This window comes from Pseudomonas orientalis (assembly GCF_022807995.1).
GTDB lineage: Bacteria > Pseudomonadota > Gammaproteobacteria > Pseudomonadales > Pseudomonadaceae > Aquipseudomonas > Aquipseudomonas orientalis_B.
Genome location: NZ_CP094351.1, coordinates 364,674 through 386,204, shown reverse-complemented (window position 1 = coordinate 386,204; position 21,531 = coordinate 364,674). Strand labels below are relative to the sequence as shown.

The 21,531-nt window shown below is 54.1% G+C and carries 12 protein-coding genes and 1 tRNA gene; 11 read left to right on the top strand and 2 right to left on the bottom strand.

Features of this window, described 5'->3' with window-relative positions:
• Positions 1 to 203: 203 nt before the first annotated feature.
• The 10 genes from MRY17_RS01565 to MRY17_RS01520 all read left to right on the top strand — a co-directional run bounded on the left by MRY17_RS01565 (position 204) and on the right by MRY17_RS01520 (position 18,097).
• Positions 204 to 2,420: an AsmA family protein gene (locus MRY17_RS01565; RefSeq protein ID WP_181282905.1), complete on the top strand. Its 2,217-nt coding sequence runs from the start codon at positions 204 to 206 to the stop codon at positions 2,418 to 2,420.
• Positions 2,417 to 3,484, top strand: coding sequence for an A/G-specific adenine glycosylase (gene mutY, locus MRY17_RS01560; RefSeq protein WP_243353175.1), 1,068 nt, complete (start codon positions 2,417 to 2,419; stop codon positions 3,482 to 3,484). The genes MRY17_RS01565 and mutY overlap by 4 nt, the downstream gene beginning before the upstream one ends.
• Positions 3,481 to 3,753, top strand: coding sequence for an oxidative damage protection protein (locus tag MRY17_RS01555; protein WP_057724507.1), 273 nt, complete (start codon positions 3,481 to 3,483; stop codon positions 3,751 to 3,753). The genes mutY and MRY17_RS01555 overlap by 4 nt, the downstream gene beginning before the upstream one ends.
• Before the next feature lie 103 nt (positions 3,754 to 3,856).
• Positions 3,857 to 3,932, top strand: a tRNA-Phe gene (locus tag MRY17_RS01550).
• Between the two features lie 463 nt (positions 3,933 to 4,395).
• Positions 4,396 to 5,763 (top strand): TolC family outer membrane protein, encoded by a 1,368-nt coding sequence (locus MRY17_RS01545; RefSeq protein ID WP_191952740.1) that lies wholly within the window; start codon positions 4,396 to 4,398, stop codon positions 5,761 to 5,763.
• Positions 5,764 to 5,975: 212 nt separating this feature from the next.
• A complete protein-coding gene (locus MRY17_RS01540) occupies positions 5,976 to 8,135 on the top strand; it encodes a type I secretion system permease/ATPase (protein WP_191952686.1) in 2,160 nt (719 codons plus the stop codon).
• 92 nt (positions 8,136 to 8,227) lie between these two features.
• A complete protein-coding gene (locus tag MRY17_RS01535; RefSeq protein ID WP_191952685.1) occupies positions 8,228 to 9,643 on the top strand; it encodes an HlyD family type I secretion periplasmic adaptor subunit in 1,416 nt (471 codons plus the stop codon).
• A gap of 99 nt (positions 9,644 to 9,742) precedes the next feature.
• Positions 9,743 to 10,549 carry a hypothetical protein gene (locus MRY17_RS01530; RefSeq protein WP_191952684.1) on the top strand — a complete coding sequence of 269 codons (807 nt, stop codon included), beginning with the start codon at positions 9,743 to 9,745 and terminating at the stop codon, positions 10,547 to 10,549.
• Positions 10,550 to 10,560: 11 nt separating this feature from the next.
• Entirely contained in the window at positions 10,561 to 17,166 is a 6,606-nt protein-coding gene (locus tag MRY17_RS01525; protein WP_191955952.1) for a S8 family serine peptidase, read from the top strand.
• 259 nt (positions 17,167 to 17,425) lie between these two features.
• A complete protein-coding gene (locus MRY17_RS01520) occupies positions 17,426 to 18,097 on the top strand; it encodes a hypothetical protein (RefSeq protein WP_181282906.1) in 672 nt (223 codons plus the stop codon).
• Positions 18,098 to 18,117: 20 nt separating this feature from the next.
• Here the strand turns inward: MRY17_RS01520 and MRY17_RS01515 are convergent, their stop codons facing one another.
• On the bottom strand, positions 18,118 to 19,725 hold the full coding sequence (locus tag MRY17_RS01515) for a hypothetical protein (RefSeq protein WP_181282907.1): 1,608 nt from the start codon (positions 19,723 to 19,725) through the stop codon (positions 18,118 to 18,120).
• A gap of 86 nt (positions 19,726 to 19,811) precedes the next feature.
• Entirely contained in the window at positions 19,812 to 20,777 is a 966-nt protein-coding gene (locus MRY17_RS01510) for an arsenic resistance protein (RefSeq protein WP_243353173.1), read from the bottom strand.
• Positions 20,778 to 20,917: 140 nt separating this feature from the next.
• On the opposite strand from MRY17_RS01510, the gene MRY17_RS01505 reads away from it, so the two are divergent.
• Positions 20,918 to 21,331 carry a hypothetical protein gene (locus MRY17_RS01505; RefSeq protein ID WP_191955955.1) on the top strand — a complete coding sequence of 138 codons (414 nt, stop codon included), beginning with the start codon at positions 20,918 to 20,920 and terminating at the stop codon, positions 21,329 to 21,331.
• Positions 21,332 to 21,531: the final 200 nt, after the last annotated feature.

Genomic DNA, 21,531 nt, shown 5'->3' with positions numbered 1-21,531 from the left:
GCAGACGAACGCGCAGAGATTAGCACTTGCAGATGGGAGAAAAACCAAATTGACATCACTTTTTTCAGCCCATCTGTTTTATTTGACGCCAAAATCCCGTTTCGCTGGTCGTAGATACAATGTAACGATCCACGAACTGATGCACGCCGTCGGGCGTTATACTCTGCGGCTAAATTTTGAAATCGACATACAAGGACTCGCCCATGAAAGCGTTCGGCAAAATCCTGGGTCTGGTATTTCTCGGGCTGTTGCTGATCATTGTGGCTCTCGGCTTTGCCCTGACCCATCTCTTCGATCCCAACGACTACAAAGAAGAAATTCGCCAGATTGCCCGCGACAAGGCCCACATCGAGCTGACGCTCAATGGCGACATCGGCTGGAGCCTGTTCCCCTGGCTGGGCCTGGAGCTGCACGAAGCCGGTGTGGCGACTTTGACCAATCCGACCCAACCGTTCGCCGACCTGCAGATGCTCGGCCTCTCGGTACGCGTGCTGCCGCTGTTGCGCCGCGAAGTACAGATGAGCGATGTGCGGGTCGAAGGCCTGAACCTGCGCCTGACCCGCGACAAGAACGGCCACGGCAACTGGGAAGACATCGGCAAGAACCTGCCCGACGAAACCCCGGATGCCGCCGCCCCCGCGCCGGCCGAACCGGTGGCCCAAGCCAAGCCGGAAAAACCGCCGCAGCCGATCCGCCTGGACATCGACAGCCTGACCATCAACAACGCCCGCGTTGAATACAACGATGAACAGACCGGCAAGCAATTGAGCGCCGAAAGCATCCAGCTCAGTGCCGGCGCCATCCACGAAGGCGCCAACATTCCGCTGAAACTCACCGCTTTCCTGGGCAGCAACCAGCCGGTGATGCGCCTCAAGACCGAGCTGAACGGCAACTTGCGCATCCAGCGCGCCCTCAAGCGCTACCAGTTCGAAGACATGCGCCTGAGCGGCGAAGCCACTGGCGAACCCCTGCAAGGCAAGACCCTGACCTTCTCCACCCAGGGTCAATTGCTGGTCGACCTTGCCGCCAACATCGCCGAATGGACCAACCTGAAACTCTCGGCCAACCAATTGCGCGCACTGGGCGAACTCAGGGTCACCGACCTGACCAACACCCCGCAGCTCAGCGGCGCGCTGTCGGTCGCCCAGTTTGACCTGGCCAAGTTTCTCGAAAGCGTCGGCCACCCTCTGCCGCCCATGGCACCGGGCAGCCTGAGCAAAGTCGAACTGGTCAGCCGCCTCAAAGGCACGCCGACCAATGTCGCGCTGGAGGATTTGAACCTGAAACTCGATGGCAGCACCTTCACCGGTCGTGTTGCCGTGGATGATTTCGCCAGGCAGTCCCTGCGCGTGCAGCTCAAGGGCGACACGTTCAATGTCGACAATTACCTGCCGGCCAAATCCGACGCAGCCAAAGGCACGGCGGCCGCACGCCAGGCCGAAGTGCAGAGCAGCGAGGCCGGTGCGATGGCCGCCGGCGGTAACAGCCCGCTGCCGGAAGCGCCGACCAAAGCCGCCTGGAGCAGTGACAAACTGCTGCCGCTTACCCGCCTGCGCAGCCTGGATATCAACGCGGACCTTGCGTTCGGCCAACTTACCTTGAGCCAGCTGCCGATCCAGAACGCGGTACTGAAAGCCTCGGGCATCGATGGCCAGCTCAAGCTCGACGCGCTGAGCGGTGGCCTCTACAACGGCACGTTCCAGGCCAATGGCAGCCTCGATGTGCGCCAGGACATCCCGCTCCTGGCGCTGCAAACCCATATCAGGCAGGTACCGGTAGAAAAAATCCTGCAGGCCCAGGGGAAAACCCCACCAGTCAAAGGCCTGGTCACCCTGGACAGCAACCTGACCGGGCGTGGCAACAGCCAGAAGGCCTTGATCGACGGCCTTAATGGCACCGCCGGCATCGTCATCAACAACGGTGTGCTGCTCAACGCCAACATCGAGCAACAACTGTGTACCGGTATCGCCCTGCTCAACCGAAAAACCCTGAGCACCACGCCACAAGGCAAGGACACGCCCTTCCAGGAACTGCGCGGCAACCTGACGTTGCGCAACGGCGTGGCCAGCAACCCTGACCTGAAAGTGCGCATTCCGGGGCTGACCCTCAACGGCGATGGCGATGTCGACCTGCGCGTGCTGGGCATGGACTACCGGGTGGGCATCATTGTCGAAGGCGACCAGCGCGATGTGCCGGACCCGGCCTGCCAGGTCGGAGCCAACTTCCAGGGTATCGAAGTGCCGCTGCGTTGCCGTGGTCCGCTGGAACTGGGTGCCAAGGCCTGCCGCCTGGACAAGGACGGCCTCGGCCAGGTCGCCATCAAAGCGGCGGGCAATCGCCTCAACGAGAAGCTCGAAGAAAAGCTCGACAAGGTCAATCCCAAGCTCAAAGACGCATTGAAAGGCCTGTTCAACCGATGAGAAACGAGCAGTTTTCACAGGCGGTGCTGGACTGGTACGACCGCCACGGCCGCCACGACCTGCCCTGGCAACAGGGCATCACGCCGTATCGGGTGTGGGTGTCGGAGATCATGCTGCAACAGACCCAGGTCAGCACCGTGCTCAACTACTTCGACCGGTTCATGGCGTCCTTGCCGACAGTGCAGGCGCTGGCCGCCGCGCCGGAAGACGAAGTGCTGCACCTGTGGACCGGCCTGGGTTACTACACCCGGGCGCGCAACCTGCAAAAGACTGCAAAGATCGTGGTCGCCGAATACGGCGGCGAGTTTCCCAGGGATGTCGAAAAGCTTACCGAGCTGCCCGGCATCGGCCTGTCCACCGCCGGCGCAATCGCCAGCCTGAGCATGGGCCTGCGCGCGCCGATCCTCGACGGCAACGTCAAGCGCGTGCTGGCACGCTTTACCGCGCAAGAGGGCTACCCGGGCGAACCCAAGGTCGCCAAGCAGCTGTGGGCGACCGCAGAGCGCTTTACGCCACACGACCGCGTCAACGCCTACACCCAGGCGATGATGGACATGGGTGCCACGCTGTGTACCCGCAGCAAACCCAGCTGTCTGCTGTGCCCGCTGGAAAAAGGCTGCGAAGCCCACATGCTCGGCCTGGAGACGCGCTACCCGATCCCCAAGCCGCGCAAGACCATCCCCCAGAAACGCACGCTGATGCCGATGCTGGCCAATGCCGAGGGCGCGATCCTGCTTTACCGTCGCCCCTCCACCGGCCTGTGGGGCGGCTTATGGAGCCTGCCCGAGCTGGACGACCTGGAAGACCTGGATCATCTGGCCAACCAGCACGCACTGGCCTTGGGCAAGCATCAGGAATTGCCGGGGCTGATCCACACCTTCAGCCACTTCCAGCTGGCCATCGAACCCTGGCTGGTCCAGGTCGAGGAAAGCGCCCATCACGTGGCCGAGGCCGACTGGCTCTGGTATAACCTCGCCACCCCACCGCGCCTGGGCCTTGCCGCCCCGGTAAAGAAACTGCTGAAGCGCGCGGCTGAAGTATTGAACGCAGGAGAGCCGTCATGACCCGCACCATCATGTGCCGCAAGTACCACGAAGAACTGCCCGCCCTCGAACGCGCCCCTTTTCCGGGTGCCAAAGGCCAGGACATCTACGATAACGTCTCCGCCCAGGCCTGGGCCGACTGGCAAAAACACCAGACCCTGCTCATCAACGAAAAGCGCTTGAACATGATGAACGCCGAAGACCGCAAATACCTGCAGGGCGAAATGGACAAGTTCTTTTCCGGCGAGGATTACGCCAAGGCCGACGGCTACGTACCACCTGCTCAATAATTGATCAAAAACCGGGGTCGGCACGTAAGCGACGGTAATAATTAAATATTTTTTGAAAACTTGCTTGACGACCCCCTGAAAAACCCGTTTAATGCGCCCCGTTGCCCAGATAGCTCAGTCGGTAGAGCAGGGGATTGAAAATCCCCGTGTCGGCGGTTCGATTCCGTCTCTGGGCACCAAAATACCGAGAAACCCCAAGGAACAATGTGTTCCTTGGGGTTTTTTATTGTCTGCGATTTTATGGTCTCTGGACCATTTCTGGACCAGGGCGCTTTGGCAGTGGGGTTGAAAGGTGTCCAAGGGATTTATGGAACCGAAATCAAAACTGAATAGTTTTAACCTGATTTAAATTGTCAGGTTGAGAGCCTCCCTCAGGCAAGCTGAGGTGCCGGCAATACAGTCCGCCCCAGCGCAGCGCTTTCGTTATCCCCGGCACACCACAGAGCCTCTGAGCACCCTGTATCATTTCGCACTCTGGTCACTTACAAGTCACGCGGTATGCGCGGTGCGTAACCGGCTTGTAAAATAAGCGAGCATTTGACCTCGGAAAATCACTCCTGAATTCGGGGTCAATTATTAACAACACGGAATGTTATGTCTTTGATTAACAAGATACCCAATAGCTTTTTTCTATTCTTTTTGATGACCTCTGCTGTTGCTAGTGCTGACGATTTCGATAAGCGAGCAGACCTTATGGGAGTTTATCAGCAAGCAGTTATCAACGATGCCAAGCTTTCAGCTGCTCGTCATGAGTATCAGGCTCTTCGCGAAGCTGTTCCGCAGGCCAGGGCCGGTTTATTGCCGACTCTCAGTGCCGGTGGATCCGTTGAGTCTGTTCGTTTACAGCGTGATGAGCCGAGCTTGACACGAACGCGAAGCCAGTCTGTTTTTCAAGCGAATTTGAACCAGCCGTTGTTTCGCCTTGATCGTTGGTTTCAGCTGGAAGCGGCACAAGCCAGTACGGAACAAGCTGCGCTGGAGCTATCCTCGAAGGAACAATCGCTGATTCTCAGTGCTGCACAAGCCTATTTCGAAACACTGCGTGCATTGGACTTGTTGGCGGCCTCTAAGGCAGAGGAAGCAGCATTAAAGCGCCAACAGCAGCAAGCTCAGGGACGCCTTGAAAATGGTGCATCCAGTATAACGGATGTGCTGGATGCTCAGGCGGCTTACGATAATGCTAATGCCAACCGCAAGCTGGCTGAGCGCAAAGTTGACGATGCTTATGAAACCCTTGCTCGCCTCACCAAACAGGACTATTCATCGATCGAGGGCATTCAGCATCAACTACCAGTCGAAGCACCAGTACCCAATGATGCAAAAGCTTGGGTAAGCCAGGCGGTACAACAAAACCTCTCGTTGCTCGCCAGCAATTTCGCGGTGACAGCCGCCGAGAAAACTAATCATCAACGCAAGGCTGGTTTTGCTCCAACCTTGGATGCAGTTGCATCCTATCGTAAGGGGGACAACGACAACTTTGGATATAGCAACCCCACCGATTTTGGCCGCTCTGGATATCAGGGAGATGTTGAGCAGCGAAGTATTGGACTGGAACTCAATATTCCACTGTATTCGGGAGGTATGACGCGCTCGCAAGTGCGTGAGGCCACAGAGCGCCTCGCTCAGAGTGAAGATGAGCGAGATGATCGGCGTCGAGAAGTCGTACAAAACACTCGAAACTTTCATCGGGCTGTTAATTCTGATGTTGAGCAAGTGAGTGCTCGACGGCAAACGATCCTATCGAGCCAAGCGTCGGTCAAAGCAAACACGGTGGGTCGAGAGCTGGGGTCTCGAAACACCGCCGATGTACTCAATGCTCAGCGACAACTCTACAACGCTGTTCGGGAGTACAACAATGCTCGTTACGATTACATCATCGACACGCTCAAGCTAAAAGAAGCAGCAGGCTCATTGAGTCCTGCTGATTTGATAGATCTGGCCATGTACCTAATCAAAAATTACGACCCAGATCGCGATTTTCTTCCCCCAGATGCTCGTAGGCCAATCTGAGTTCCACTCAAGCTTTGATTGCGCCGCTTTGCTGATGGAGTGGCACCTCTTTTTAACGTAGTATGCGCACGATTTTTCCTACAGTCGGTGCGTTTTTGTGCGTTCAAACCTTGAAGGGGATGAAGTAATGCACATTACAAGCATGTTATAAAGTATCAATACCGACGTATTAATTTCCCCTTAACAAAGGGGAGCAAGGACGCAATGGCAATATGAGTACACAAGCTCCGGGCGTCGAGACGCCTGCACCCCCCTCTACTGCTCCAATCATGGATACTGGCTTAGCCTGTTTGATCATGCTGGCTCGGTTTCATAATATCGCTGCGTCTGCTGAACAGCTTTCCCATGAGTTTTCAGCAGACAAACAAGTCTTTTCTCAGGCTGAGTTGCTGCTCGGCGCTAGAAAACTTGGCCTGAAAGCAAAAGCGGTGAAGACCTCGATTGCCCGTCTTGGAAGCACCCCTCTACCTGCAATAGCGATTGATCGCGAAGGACGTTTTTTCATTATCGCCAGGCTGGATCAGGGCAAGGCTCTTATCCAAGATCCGCGTGCTGAACGAGCGGAAATTATTAGCAACGAAGTACTGCAAGCGCGATGGAATGGCCAATTGATTTTGGTTCGTTCTGAAACCGGAAGTCCTGGTGAAACCTCTCGATTCGACTTCACCTGGTTTATTCCTGCCATCGTGAAGTACAGAAAGCTGCTGGGTGAAGTCCTGCTGGTTTCCTTTGTACTGCAAATATTTGCACTGCTGACACCACTATTCTTTCAAGTGGTGATGGATAAAGTGCTCGTACACCACGGTCTGACCACTCTGGATGTTGTAGCCATAGGCCTTTTGGGGATCATGCTGTTCGAGTCGGCACTGAGCGGCTTGCGCACCTATGTTTTCGCCCACACTGCCAGTCGTATTGATGTGGAGTTGGGTTCGCGGCTTTTTCGGCACCTGGTCAATTTACCCTTGGCTTACTTCCAGGCTCGTAGGGTTGGCGATTCGGTCGCCCGCGTCCGAGAGCTGGAAAACATACGAAGCTTCTTGACCGGCAATGCAATCACTCTCGTGCTGGACGTTATGTTCTCCGTCGTCTTTATCGCTGTGATGTTTTACTACAGCGCTTGGTTGACCCTGATTGTGTTGCTGTCATTACCGCTCTATGTATTGGTCTCCGCGCTTATCACGCCCCTGCTGCGAGCCCGGCTACAAGACAGTTTTTCCCGTGGCGCTGAGAACCAGGCATTCCTTGTCGAAACGGTGAACGGCATTGATACGGTCAAGTCCATGGCCGTTGAGCCGCAAGCCATTCGTAAGTGGGACAACCAAATAGCCGCTTACGTCGCTGCTGGCTTCAAAACACAAAACCTCTCGACGATCGCTAACGAAAGTGTCGGCCTTATCGGTAAGTTGGTAACGGTCGCGACACTGTGGATGGGCGCCCGACTGGTGATCGACGGCAGTCTTACGGTAGGTCAGTTGATTGCCTTTAACATGCTGGCCGGAAGAGTCTCACAGCCCATCATGCGTCTGGCTCAACTCTGGACCAGCTTTCAGCAAACGGGTGTGTCTGTTCAACGCTTAGGCGACATCCTCAATACTCGTACTGAGCTGTCCCAAGCCAACAGAAGCGCCTTGCCGCCACTGAAAGGGCATATCGAATTTGACCAGGTACACTTTCGCTATCGAACTGATGGTTCTGAAGTGCTGCGTGGTATCAGCGTGCAAATGGCGGCAGGCGAAGTCATCGGCGTGGTAGGTCGCTCCGGTTCCGGAAAAAGCACACTCACTAGGCTGCTTCAGCGCCTGTATATCCCGGAGCGAGGACGTGTTTTGGTGGATGGCATGGATTTGGCGCTGGCTGACGTTTCATCACTGCGCCGCCAGATTGGTGTAGTGCTCCAAGACAACATGTTGTTCAACCGCAGTATCCGCGAAAACATTGCGCTGGCCGATCCCGGTACTCCCCTTGATGCAGTTATGCACGCGGCGCAAATGGCTGGAGCCCATGAGTTCATTCTGGAATTGCCGGAGGGTTACGACACCATGGTCGGCGAGCATGGTGCTTCACTTTCAGGCGGTCAGCGTCAACGTGTAGCGATCGCTCGTGCCTTGATTGGGAACCCACGGATTCTTATTTTTGATGAAGCGACCAGTGCCTTGGACTATGAGTCTGAACGGATCATTCAGCAGAACATGCAAAGCATTTGCAAAGGTCGCACGGTGATTATTATTGCTCACCGGTTGTCGGCAGTAAGGGATGCCAACCGTATTCTGGTCATTGATCGCGGACAAATAGTCGAGCAAGGCACACATTCAGAGTTATTAGCCCACCAAGCGGGGCACTACTCGCGATTACATCGAATGCAGCAAGGTTGAACCGTTTAGTTGCGTGATGTGTGTTCCGACTTCGCTTCATTTTTCAGATGCGACACGGATGTGTATTGTTTTTTTCATAGGACGATAATCGTATGAGCGCCCGCTCCGATTTGTTTCAACGCTACCGTCATGCCTGGCGTGAGTCATGGCGTCGCCGAAAAACCATGGATGCCCCCAAGCGCCTTCCCCATGAGGTTCAATTCTTACCTGCCGCATTAGAGTTGCAGGATAAACCTGTACACCCGGCACCCCGTATTTTCATGTGGAGCATTATCGCCTTCGCAACGTTAGCTTTGCTCTGGGCTTTCCTCGGAAAAATCGAAGTGGTCGCCGTAGCTCCGGGGAAAATTGTTCCCAGCGGTAAAACCAAGTTGATTCAACCCAGCGAAACAGCCGTTGTTACGGCGATTCATGTGACTGATGGTCAGGTGGTCAAAGCAGGGGAAGTCCTGGTCGAATTAGACCCAACCTCGGCAGATGCCGAGGTTCGGCGTATTCAGAGCGACCTTTTAGCGGCCCGAATTGACAGTGTTCGTGGTGGGGCAATGCTGGATGCGATCAATCATCAGAAAGAACCTCAACCTCTAATTGGGTTGATTCAGGGAGCTACTCCCGACCAGGTGCTGACTGCGCAGCGCTGGTTACAGGGGCAATATCAGGAGTATCGGAGCAGTCTTGATCTTGTCGAGGCCGAAATTCTCCAACGGGACGCGGATATACAAGCCGCCAAAGCCCAAGTTTCCAGTTTGCTGAAAACGTTACCGATCGCCAGCCAGTTAGCCGAAGACTATCAGCGGTTACTGGCTCAACAGTACGTTGCCCGGCACGAATACCTGGAAAAAGAGCAGGCTCGTCTAGACCTTAAACGCCAACTTAGCATCCAGCAAGCGAGCGTGTTGCAAGCAACTGCTGCTCAAAGTGAAGCCAAACGCCGGCGCGAGGGTGTGGTGGCCCAAACCCGCCGGACAATGCTTGATTTGCAGCAAGAAGCTAATCAGAAAGAAGCCAGCTTGGTTCAAGAACTGTCTAAAGCCCAGTACCAAGAGACCTTGACCCTTCTTCGAGCCTCCGTTGATGGCACGGTTCAACAGCTAGCTATCCATACCGTCGGCGGGGTTGTGACGCCAGCGCAACAGCTCATGGTCATTGTGCCTAGAGATCAGCCCGTAGAGGTTGAGGCGATGTTTGAAAACAAGGACGTGGGATTTGTTCGAACCGGCCAATCGGTCACGGTCAAAGTGGAAACCTTCACGTTTACCAAATACGGCACGGTTGAAGGTGAGGTTGTCAGCATTTCAAATGATGCCATTGAGGATGAGAAGCGAGGGCCTATTTACAGCAGCCGTATCCGTCTTAAATCCAACAGCCTAATGATCAAAGGGCAACGTGTTGCGCTAACACCGGGAATGTCTGTCACGGCAGAAGTTAAAACAGATCAGCGCCGAGTTATTGATTACTTCCTAAGCCCGCTGCAGCAGCATATTGATGAGAGTTTGCGAGAGCGATGAGGCTAGGTTTTAGATTTGCGGGCTGTTAAATTTTGGCTATTGGGTATCCCTGTACGATTCGGCATCTTCCAGATCGATATAAATAGAGTTGGACGCTATATGAACGAGAAGCGCAAGGGGTGGAGAATCGTGGCTAGACTCTATGTAGCTGTATGGCAACTATTGAGAGGTGGGGCGGCAATTCTTTTGTTAGTGCTTTTTGCTCCTCTATTGATAGCTGGTTATTATGGGATTTTTAACACGAAAAACACACCAGATACCGATAAGGTGCGACAAACAGTGGATCCTAGAGTGGTGTGCGGGACATTATCAAATACCACAATAGAAATCCCAAGAGAATACGTTGTTTTCTGGCCTGAGTACGAGGGAAAAAGCTCTTGGGAGAAAGGGTTCACCTCCAACATAAAAGGGTGTGACGCCAAGCTGCTTTCATTATATATGTCTGTTTCTTGGCCTGACTTTCAACCATTGTCGATCAATAAGAATCTTGTAAATAACTCTAAATTTTCAGGCCTAGAGATTACGATATCTCCAGTGATTCGAAAGACTGATAATATGCAGTTTTTTCTTGATAATCTCCTGAAACCTGGAAAGACGACTTCAGATAGTTATCATTATAAATATTACGATGAATCGCTTGGGCTGTTTTACATAGACAGCAACGACGCTATCGTGCCAGAAGTAATGAATCGATACTATTGGGCTGACAACAACGGTTCGGTATCGGTTGTGTTCGAATGTTACCGCACTCGCCAAAGCACTGACATATATAGTTGCGCAGGATATTTCCTTATGAGGGACTTTGATTATCTTGTAAAGCTGAGATTTCCATCTGGCGAGCTTAGCCATTGGCGAGAAATAGTTGAAAAAACTAGCGCTTTTATTTCATCTAAAGTTAACAAATAGGGAGTTTCTATATGCCTCAACAATTAACCGCCGTTGACTTGGAACAGGCCAAACGGATTTTAGACTCGTCCGGCCCATCGGCTGCTTATGATTTTTTATCAGGGAAAGGTTATAAGTACGCTACTCTTGCGAATGGAGTGGCGAAGGGTAATTCTTTGTCAGGCGAAGCTGCAATTAACTTCATGAAAGTAACTGCGGACGCGTCGGGGCATCCGCTTTCTGATGTTGATGTGAATCGTATACGCAAGGATATGGCTAACGGATACATAGAAGCATTAAGGGCAAAATTGAATAATGCCTCTGGAGTTTTGAATTCCGATATAAACTATGACGAGGCATGGAATTTTCACAGAAACGTCTTTAATACAAACGGTCTCAGTGTGGATGCCTGGACGCTAAATTCAGTATTTTCGGTTATTACCGAAAGTACGAGAGAAGCCTATTGGCAAACTGTTTTAGAATCGGCAGGCGACGTTTCTAAGGAACTCATTTTAGCGGCCAATACGGATAAAATGATGTCGCTGGCCACGACTATAAGTACTGATGATAATAAAAAACTCGCCAAGGGCTGGATTGATAGGGTTGACTCTCCCTCAGGAGCTTATACGGTTACGAAAAGCTTATTCAGTCAAATGTATAATATGATTATAGGAGGCTTTGCTGAAGAGTCAAATATACCTCCTTCTGCATCGACCTCTAGTCTTATCGATATTAATATCACGCCAGATCCACAACCTCAGCAGAATATTCAAGGCGAAAACAAAGCTCGGCAAGATGTAAGCAATGGTTATGTTGTAAACTCGCCTACCCACAGCATTGTATTTAAAGATGACACCCTAAATAAAACAGATTTTACTTCAACGCAAATTGGTAGTTTGACAACAGGCGGAATACGCCCAGGGGAAATTCAACTCGACCCTAACGCTCGCCCCAATACTTATCTTTCACAATTCTACCAGACCCCAGACAGCACTAGGCCGGATTTCAGTTTACGCAATGCCGTAACCCTGAATGGCCTTTCGGCGATGACAACGGTCAATACCTATGTCGACCCCTTGCTGCTGGACTTGGGCGGCAATGGCGTTCGCATGACCGATATCCGGGATGGCGTATTGTTTGACACCGATCATAGTGGCACGCTCAAGCGCACGGGTTGGGCTGACCGCAATACCGGTATGTTGGTCATTGACGACGGCAGTGGCCAGATCAAAGACGTCAGTCAGATGTTCTCAGAATACTATGCTGGCAAGGCTGGGGTTGGCGGTGCCGCAGGGGAGGTACGATTCAAAGACGGCTTCGCTGCGCTCGCCAGTGAAGATGCCAATGCTGATGGTGTGATTGACCAGAACGACCCGATCTGGAGCAAGCTACGTGTATGGGTTGATGCCTCTCATGATGCTCAATCCGATGCCGGAGAGCTCAAGTCCCTGGCCGAACTGGGTATCACCCAAATCAATGTACGAGCCACGACGGCCAGTAGTGAAGTCCGTGATGGGAATAGAGTGCTTGCCCAAGGCACTTTTACAATTAACGGTAAAACCCAAGAAGCTCTCGCGGTTGATTTTTTGGGGGATCCGGTAAGCAGCACACTCCTTGATCAGGGCGCCGGAACTAAGGTGACTTCCACCTCTGAAGGAGTGACAACGACTGCTTATGCAAGTAAGAGCACTACCGGTGAAACACTGGATGCTGCTCAGTTAGGCGTTAGCAATCTATATGGTGGTATCGGTAATGATACCCTCATTGCCGCGCCAACAGGTAGTTGGCTCGTGGGTGGAGGGGGAAGCAATACCTACACAGGCTCTGCTGGTAACGATGTCTTTGTGATCAGTGCATCAGACCGCATGGAAAATATCCACGGTAACGGCGGACGCGATACGGCCATTATCGTCGGCGATGAGGGTGTCGCTTTAAACATGGCGCGAGCTGGACTGACAATTGCTCAGGGCGGCCGTGGTAACGATGTTATTGCCAGTGGTGGTACCTCTAGCGCATTCATCAAAGGAGGTTCCGGAGATTCGACGCTGATCGGTGGTGCGGGCAATGACGTCTTGGTCGGAGGAACAGGCCGCAACACCATATTGGGAGGCAGTGGTAAGGCTGTTATTTATGCGGGTCCGAAAGGCGACACAATCTACGCCTCAGAAGGCGGCAGCATCATTCACGCGGGTGGTGGTGCAGACATTATCTACGGAAGTGTGGGTAATGATGTCGTTGAGGTCGGAGGTGGCAATGCCATTATTGACGGTGACGGCGGAATCAACATCGTTACCCTGCATGGCAACCATGGGGACTATAAGATCACACGCACTGCCACGGGCTACGAAGTGGCCGATACGGTTGCTGGGCGAGATGGTACCGTCACACTGAAAAACATCCAAAAGCTGAGTTTTTCTGATATTTCAGCTGTGGACCTGGATTTGCCCAACGCAATGCCGGTGGGAGATGTTTTAACTGTCGATCAGGCTGGCAAGGCGTTTGACCGGACACAAGCCCATTTGATCTCAGCAGCCAGCCTGCTCGCCAATGATCAGCACCTCAATAGTACAGGCACTCTGCGTATCGCAAGTGTGGACGAGGCCGTTGGCGGCACTGTCAGCCTCACCCAACAGGGGGATGTACTGTTTACCCCAGACCCACGCTTCACTGGATTGCTCAGCTTTAAGTATGGTGTGGTTAATGAAGCGGGTAACCCTTCTGCTACGGTAGTCAACCTGGGGACGGGGCAAACGGCTCCGATGCGAGCCAACGTTACACTGCTGACACCAGAAGTGCCGCTGGACCCGCTTACGGCACAAGAGTGGTATCTCAGCGACATCAACGTTCTTCCTGTATGGAAGGATTACACCGGTAAAGGTGTACGGATAGGTCAATTTGAACCAGGTGGAGAGTTTGCCACCCACCCTGAAATTTTCGACATCAAGCATCCAGATCTAGCGCCCAATGTTGATAAAGCTTGGCTGCGGACTCAGCAGACCAGTGGAACATTGCCAGACGTGGTGTCTAATCACGCGACAATGGTTGCCGGTGTCATGGTCGGTGCGAAGAATGGTATCGGTGGTGTCGGGGTTGCATATGATGCAACGCTGGGAGGCTATTACCTAGCTAACAAAGGTGATGATCTGACTGGTCTTGGCCATATGGTCAGCTATGATATTGCCAACAATAGCTGGGGGTTTCAGAATGACTTTGCCATCAGTAATATGCAGCAAGGTCAAATCAACACCGCCAGTTCGTTAACCTCGAATGCCCAATATGCTGCAAATAATGGCCGAGGCGGGTTAGGGACAATTATTGTTGCTGCCGGAGGCAACAGTCGTGCTACTGGCGGCAATGCCCAAGGATCGCTGACCAATAACAATCGATACTCGATTGAGGTCGGAGCCATCAATGCGCAGGGTGATCTGTCGACTTTACAAATAGGCTCAGCACCGTTCTCTAATCCAGGCGCAAGCCTATTGGTCTCGGCGCCAGGCAGCAATGTCGTGTCCACCAGTCATATGCTGGAAACTGATCGAGGCTCGACTTTCGGCAATAGCTACAGCGCCATGCAAGGCACCAGTTTTGCGGCGCCTATTGTTTCAGGTGTTGTTGCGCTGATGCTTCAAGCCAACCCTAATTTGGGTTACCGAGATGTCCAGCAAATCCTGGCGCTATCGGCACGCAAGATTAACGATCCGTCTACAGTATGGAGCGACAACGGCGCCCGCAACTGGAACGGGGGCGGTATGCACACCAGTAATGACTACGGTTTCGGTGAAGTCGATGCCCGTGCCGCTGTGCGGCTGTCTGAAGCCTGGATGACTCAGAGCACTGGCGCCAACGAGTCAGTGTTCAGTGCTTCCAGTGGTGTTGTTGGTAAAACGTTGGCTGCGGGTGAAACCTTCTCATCAAGTTTGGCAATGAATGCTGTCTCGTACGTGGAGCATGCCGAAATCGACTTTGATGCTCAGGTCGGCCGTTTGGGAGATGTGACCCTCAAGCTTATTTCTCCAGATGGTACACAAAGCGTATTGCTTAACCGACAGGGAAAGGTGCCAGTTGGTACGGCAGGGGCAAGCGATGCTGACGTGGGCAGCACACAGTCAGGTGCTTTCAAGTATACCTTCATGAGTACTCATCACTGGGGCGAGCTCACGGCAGGTGAATGGAAGCTTGAGGTGACCGACTCCGCCACTGGGCTTCCTGTAACGCTGAACAGTTGGTCGTTGCGTCTGTACGGTAGCAAGATGAGTGCTGACGACACGTTCTTTTATACAGATGAGTACATCAAAGCGGTAGCTGCGCAGGCTAACCGTGGTGTATTGGACGATGCCGCAAGTGGAACTGCTGGTGGGCGTAATACGCTCAATGCCGCGGCAGTTTCCGGTGATACTTCTATCAATTTGGTAACGGGCGTTGCAAACATCGGAGGGGCGGCCCTCACGATCAACAGTCGCTCACCTATCCAAAACATTGTGACTGGCGATGGTAATGACACTCTGGTCGCAGGTCCGGCAGATGCATTGCTTGATGGCGGCCGAGGTAACAACACTCTGGAGGGTGGCACGGGTAAGGACTTTTTTGTGGTTCATCGTCGGGGTGGTGGTAACGATACCGTGGTGAATTACGATGTCGCCCGTGGTGAGATCATTGACCTGGTTGGTTTCACCGGCAAGACCTTCGCAAATCTGGTCATCACACAGCTCGGCGCTGATGTTAGTGTCGATCTGGGAGATGCTCAGTCAATTTTGCTGAAGAATCAAACGGCGTCGGCAATTACAGCCGCTCAGTTCAAGTTTCAGGATACATTTGTTGCGCCAGTGGAATACGTCAACAGCGACGTTTCTGCGGTTCCCTCACAAGAGGGGCTGGGGACTGTCGTGTTAAACGGTGGCTCCAAGGGTGTGAGTATCACAACGGGGGCTGACGGTCAGTTTGTTGCGTCTCTAGCCGGAACGGTGTACAGCCATGATAGTGCCACTTCAGATACCTTCGTTGTATCTCGACAGCCAGGGGTTGCGGACTATCAAAATGCGCTAAGAGGGTTTAGGCAGGGCACCGACAAAATTGATTTAAGCCAGACAGGTATCACTAGCTTTGAACAACTCACAATCAGCAAAAACAATCGCGGTACGATAAACGGGCTGTCGCAAATTCACGGTGTAAATATTTCGACTATGGCACTTGATCCTGCCGGGGGTAAGGTCGAGCTGCTTTACTTGGATGCACTTGATGTCACTCAATTGAGTCAGTCAGACTTCATATTCGCTACCCATGCGCTGGATCTAGTCCCTATTACTCCTTCGGTAGTCCCTCCGGTTGTGACTACCCCTGATCCATTGCATCCGACGATTACCGTGCCGGGCACACTGGAGCCCTCTATCGAACGTCCAATAATTGATATACCGGCTGTTGTTCTACCTCCTATTCCACCAATCGATACTCCTAAAAGACCAACTGTCGAAGAGCTTTTGGCGGGTCGAGATCGTCTTCCAACGGATACAAAAGTAAAAACTGCCGAAGAAATTTTAGCAGAACGAGGTATTGATCCTACCAAACCGGTTGATATGACTACCCCCACGCCAATAGTCGGCGGTAGAGACGTTGGCGGTGGTATTGATACCAGACCAACAGAAGTAAAAATAAAATCGGTTGACGAAATTTTGGCAGAGCGAGGTATTGATCGAACTAAACCGGGTGAAATGACTACTCCTAAGCCAACAGATCTTACTGACCTGGTGGTGCCAACTCCCCCGGTCACAGGTGGAGCTGTAACCCCTTCGCCCGTTGTTGTAGATAAACCAACACAGATTGCACCAGTCAAAACTACTACCGTACCCGTGAACACTCCGTTTGCGATCGTTAATTTGCCTGATCTAGCTGATAACGATCTTGCCGTCACTGGATTTAGCGCGAAAGTCACATTGGGTAATGGGGATAATACAGTTAGGCTCAATGGTATGATGGGAACATTAGTCGCTGGCGATGGTAAGAACACTATTGACTCGACTGATAATACCTCTAGCGCTACTGTTGGTAACGGGAAAAACATTATAACGGGTATTTATCAAAAACTGTCAGTCGGTAATGGTGACAATATAATAACTGTCGCAAGTCGGACGAGAGCGGTTACCGTTGGAGATGGAAAGAACATCATCCAAGGTGCAATTCAAGAGCTGACTGTCGGCAATGGCGAAAATACCATTGTCAATACGGAGTCAATGGCAAAAGTAAAACTTGGAGATGGTACAAATACAGCGACTGTCAGTGGTGTTATGGCTACGGTGGAAGTCGGGCACGGTAGTTACGATCTTGGATTCCGTGGGTCTATGAGTACCTTGGTATTTGGCAAGGATATTACGCCTGATAAGCTATGGTTTGAGCATGCTGGACAGGATTTGCAAATTTCTGTGCTTGGTTCTAAGGAAGAAGTAACGGTACTCAATTGGTATGCTAGTGCGCCACAGCGCCCCAGCACTATCAGCACGGGTGATGGTAAAAGCCTATCTGATCGGAATGTTGAGCTTTTAGTGCAGGCTATGGCTGCGTTCTCACCTCCCGCCGCTGGTTTAACAAGTCTTGCAACATCAGAGCAGCAGGCCCTTCAGCCAGTCCTTGCGGCCAATTGGCATTAAGGTCGTAGCATCTGATCAACACCTAGCTCCCTGCAGAGAGTAGTTTGCAGGGAGCTATCTTTAAATAGATAACAGATCTACACGACATAATCCGGTCGGCTCGTGTCATTTTTTGACTATCCTGCTCAGACAATACTAGAAATTCGGTCTCTGCCGGCATGCCTGCGGCCCTGATGTCGCAGCAGCACGATTGAGGGTTGTTTTTCGCTGGACTCAATCGTCCAGCCTTTACCCAATTCCCAGTTGTAAGGTTTTTTCCATGACCCGCTTCTTGCTCTGCACGCTCTTGCTACTGACCGCAATGCTCAGTGGGTGCGCCACGCAAATGGACGTAGCGCTCAACGCAACGCCTGATCCCGACTACCACTTCGACCGCCAGGCCACGGTACTGGTGACGTCCACCGGCGGCAGCGATGAAAACGCGCTCAACGCTCGCTACTACCTGCGCGACATGGTCAGCGCCATGAAGGACCAGGGCTTTCGCAATGTCTTCACCGACACCACCCTGCCCAAAGACCATGCACCGATCAAAATGACCGTCACCCTGGACGTCGACAGCAAGCAGGTCACCTACCGCTATACCGCCACCGAATACGGCCAAGTGGCAAACAGCACCACCACGCAGTGCAAGAAGAACAAAAAGAAAACCGACCAGCTGACCTGCACCAGCACCCCAAACACCACCTACGGCCCCGTAGGCACCTCTGAGCGCACCGGCTACACCACCCTCACCACGTTCAGGGCCACCGCCCGGGATGAGACGAGCAAGCGCGCGGTGTACGTGCTGCGGGCATCGTCGTACAACGACGACTGCCAGGCCGCGAAGGTAGAAGCCTTTTTGGTGGAACAGGGGCTGCGCAATCTGAATTTCCAGGATCGGGTGCAGCGTAATTACACGGTTACGATGCCGGAGGGGTTTCGTTGTAAGTAAGTGCTTTCCAAAGAGCCATCTCAATTGAGCAAAAACACCATCAACGCATTGTCATTCAACCGCCCCTGAAAGCTCGGCGCCAGCGGCTCGAGGGGCGAGTCCTTCAACAACGCCGCGTCCTTGCGCGGCACAATCACCCAGGATGGCCGGGGCAATGCAGCGAGCTTTTCCAGTTCATTACGCCCGACGAAAAACGGTTGCTCGTCGTGATCCAGATTCATCATGTAGCGCACCGCCCAGGTGTCCCGGCCCAGGTCGACAAAGACCAGAGGGCCCGGTTGCGCATCCCGTAACGCCTCTACTTGCCCGACAAACTGCCGGGTATCGAACTGAAGATCCTTGGCCGGTTCGACCACGGCAACCAGCAAAGACCACTGCGCCGCCAGGGCGATCCCACTGAGCCAAATCAACCGCCCGGGCCGACGCCACGCCAGCAGCGCCGCCACTTGCATCAGTACCAGCACACCGATCAATAACGGCATCGAAACATCAGGCCAGTAGCCATGCTTGTGCCAGGCATGCCGGCAGGCAAACAGCACCACCACGCCCAGCGCCGGCAGCGCCACGACCAGCCCCTCGTAGCAGCGGCGCACGCCAACCAGCCAGCCTTGCGCCTGGAGCAGGCCATAGGCCGCGACAGCGGCAAACATCGGCACCATGGGCAGGATGTAATAGGCACGCTTGAAATGCGGCACTGACAGGCCGAGCAAAATCATCAAGCCGCACGCGCCGAGGCGCATCAGCAATTGCACATCATCACTGGCCCAGCGCTGCGCCCAGCGATGACGTAGCGCTACCAACGTCGCCAGGGCCAACGGCACCACCGGGAAGTACCGGTACAAACTCAGCTGAAAGTAGAAGTAAAACGGCTCGCCGGACTCATCCAGCCGCCCGCCGACCTGCATCTTGAACACCTCATCGGCAAAGGCATCACCACCGCTGATTCGGGCGAGCTTCATCAGCACCCACCAGCACGCCGCCAGCAACACCAACCCGACAACGCCGTAAACCAGCACCTGCCGGACCCGCTCCCCCGGCCGGCCCAGCGCCCAGTACATACATGTCACGCCACACACCTCGATCAACCCCAGCGGCCCACGAATCGCGAAGGCCAGGATAAACAAAGGGAAAACCGCGAGCTGCCTGAACCGCGAGCCCAGCCGTTCACCACTGTGCAACAGGTAGAAACTGCCGACACACAGCAGCGCAACCATCTGGTCCAGGCACACCGAGCGCGACTTTTCGAGCAGTTGGGTGGTGAGCAATGTCAGCAGCACCGTCAGTAAAGCCCAAGGCCGGCTGGACGGGGCCAGCAGGCGATAGATCAACGCAACCACCCCGGCCGAAGCGAGCGCGGTGGGCAGCACATTCGCCAGATGGTTCGGCGCGTCAAACAACCGGGCGAAAACAAAACTGAAGAACGTCGCGGTGCCGGGATAATCCGCGTACGGCTGGCCGTAAGTGGTGGGAAAAAGACTCGCGCCGTGGCGAAACATTTCCTGCAGGAACAACGCCCATCGCCCGTCGAAGCCCTGAGGCTGCTGATCCCAGATACCCAGGGTGAACAGCAACAAGGCGATCAGAAAGATGCCCAGTGACTCCAGGCGAAAGCGGTTGCGATGATCCATCAGGTGACCTGTCAGGTGGGAAGCGCGGGCTTATGGTGCCGACCGCCCCCCTGAACAGCGTCTGAACAAACCTGCAAATTCACGCATTACCGACTGGCGGGCCATACCAGGGCCGGGATCAGGCGGATGTAGATCAACTGCGCAACCAGTTCGACCAATGTTTGCAGGATGACCGCCGTCGCGGCCAACCCGCGCACGCCTTCAGGCAACGCCAGCGCCAGGGGCAGCACCACCAGTGAATTGCGGGTGGATGCGCTGAACGTCACCGCACGCGCCGTTGCCGCCGGCAACGCGAACAGCCGCGCGGCCAACATCCCCATCAGCGGCGCCAGCAGTGCGAAGCCTGCGTAGATGGGGAGCACTGGCAGCAATGCGCTGATATCCCGAATCACTGATGTAATCTGCGACCCGATCACTACAAACAGCACGAGGGCCATCGCCGGCACCGGCAACCAGGCCCAGGCGCTGTTCCACCGACTGATCAACAGTGACCGTCGCGCGAACAATGCAGTCAACGCGGCCAGCACCATTGGCAGCGCAATCAACAACAGGAACGCTTCGATAAACGGCGCGACCGCGATCACCACCGCCGATTGCGCTCCCAGCATCAACCCCAGGTACACCGGCAGCAGTGCCAATTGCACGAGTAACAGTAACGGCGTAGCGGCCAGCATCAACCGCGAGTCACCTTTGCCAATGTGGGTAAACACCACCACGTAATCGATACAGGGCGTCAGCAATACCAGCAACGCGCCCACCAGCAGCGCGGGATGCCCCAGCAGGCCCCGGGTCAGCGCCCATACCAACAAGGGCACCAGGAGGAAATTGGCCAGCAGCAACGCCAGCATAAAGCGCTTGCTGCCCCAGCCCCGGCGCAGGTCGAGGAAAGGGATTTGCAGGAACATCGCGTACATCAACATCGCGATGGCGGGGGTGATCAGTACGCTGAGGCCCTGAGCAAACGACGGCGCAAATACACCCCAGAGCGCGGCCAGCAGGATGGCTGCAAAGTAGAGGGGAATCTGGTTGTGCTCAAGGGTGTCGCGGGTCATGAGGACGCTCTGGCAAGTTGCAAAGGCCAAGCCTATTCATGTATTGCCCGGTGGTCGAGTTGGATGCGCGAGCAAACCTGCTTGGGATTTCACCCAACCTGCGCTTCAATACCTGCCCCAAACCCAAGGACGTTACGCCCATGGCCTCGCCAAACAAGCAGCAAAAACGCGCCCAGCGTGCAAAAACCAAGGCCAAGCAAAACCGTACCCAGCGTGCCGTCGCCACAAAGCCGGATGCATTTGCCGGCGACGACAGCCGTATCGACCTTGAGTCAGTGGACTTGACCGAGTTGTTCGTGGAGATGCGCACAGCGGGCGAAACCAGCCAGCAGGCGCTGTGTGCGGTATTCCTGGCGCACCCGCTGCTGGCGCTGGTGCTGGAGCAGGAAGGCGAAGAGGAAGCGACCAACTTTATCCTGGCGGCGCTGATTGAATATCGGCAATGGGCCACTGACAGCGATGACGAGGCCGCTGCGTTGGCGTGGATCGAATCGCCGCAGTTCCAGGCAGACTACGTAGCCGCATCCCAAGCGCTGACAAATTCAGCAGACTGACACAGATCAAATGTGGGAGGGGGGCTTGCCCCCGATGGCAGTGGGTCAGTCACCTATTTGTCAACTGACCCACCGCTATCGGGGGCAAGCCCCCTCCCACATTTTGATCTGCATTTTGTCAGTTCAGTACGGGAGCGCCGGCTCTCTGGGCCTTGCGACGACTGGCTACAAACAGCCCCGCCAACACCACCAGCAAGCTC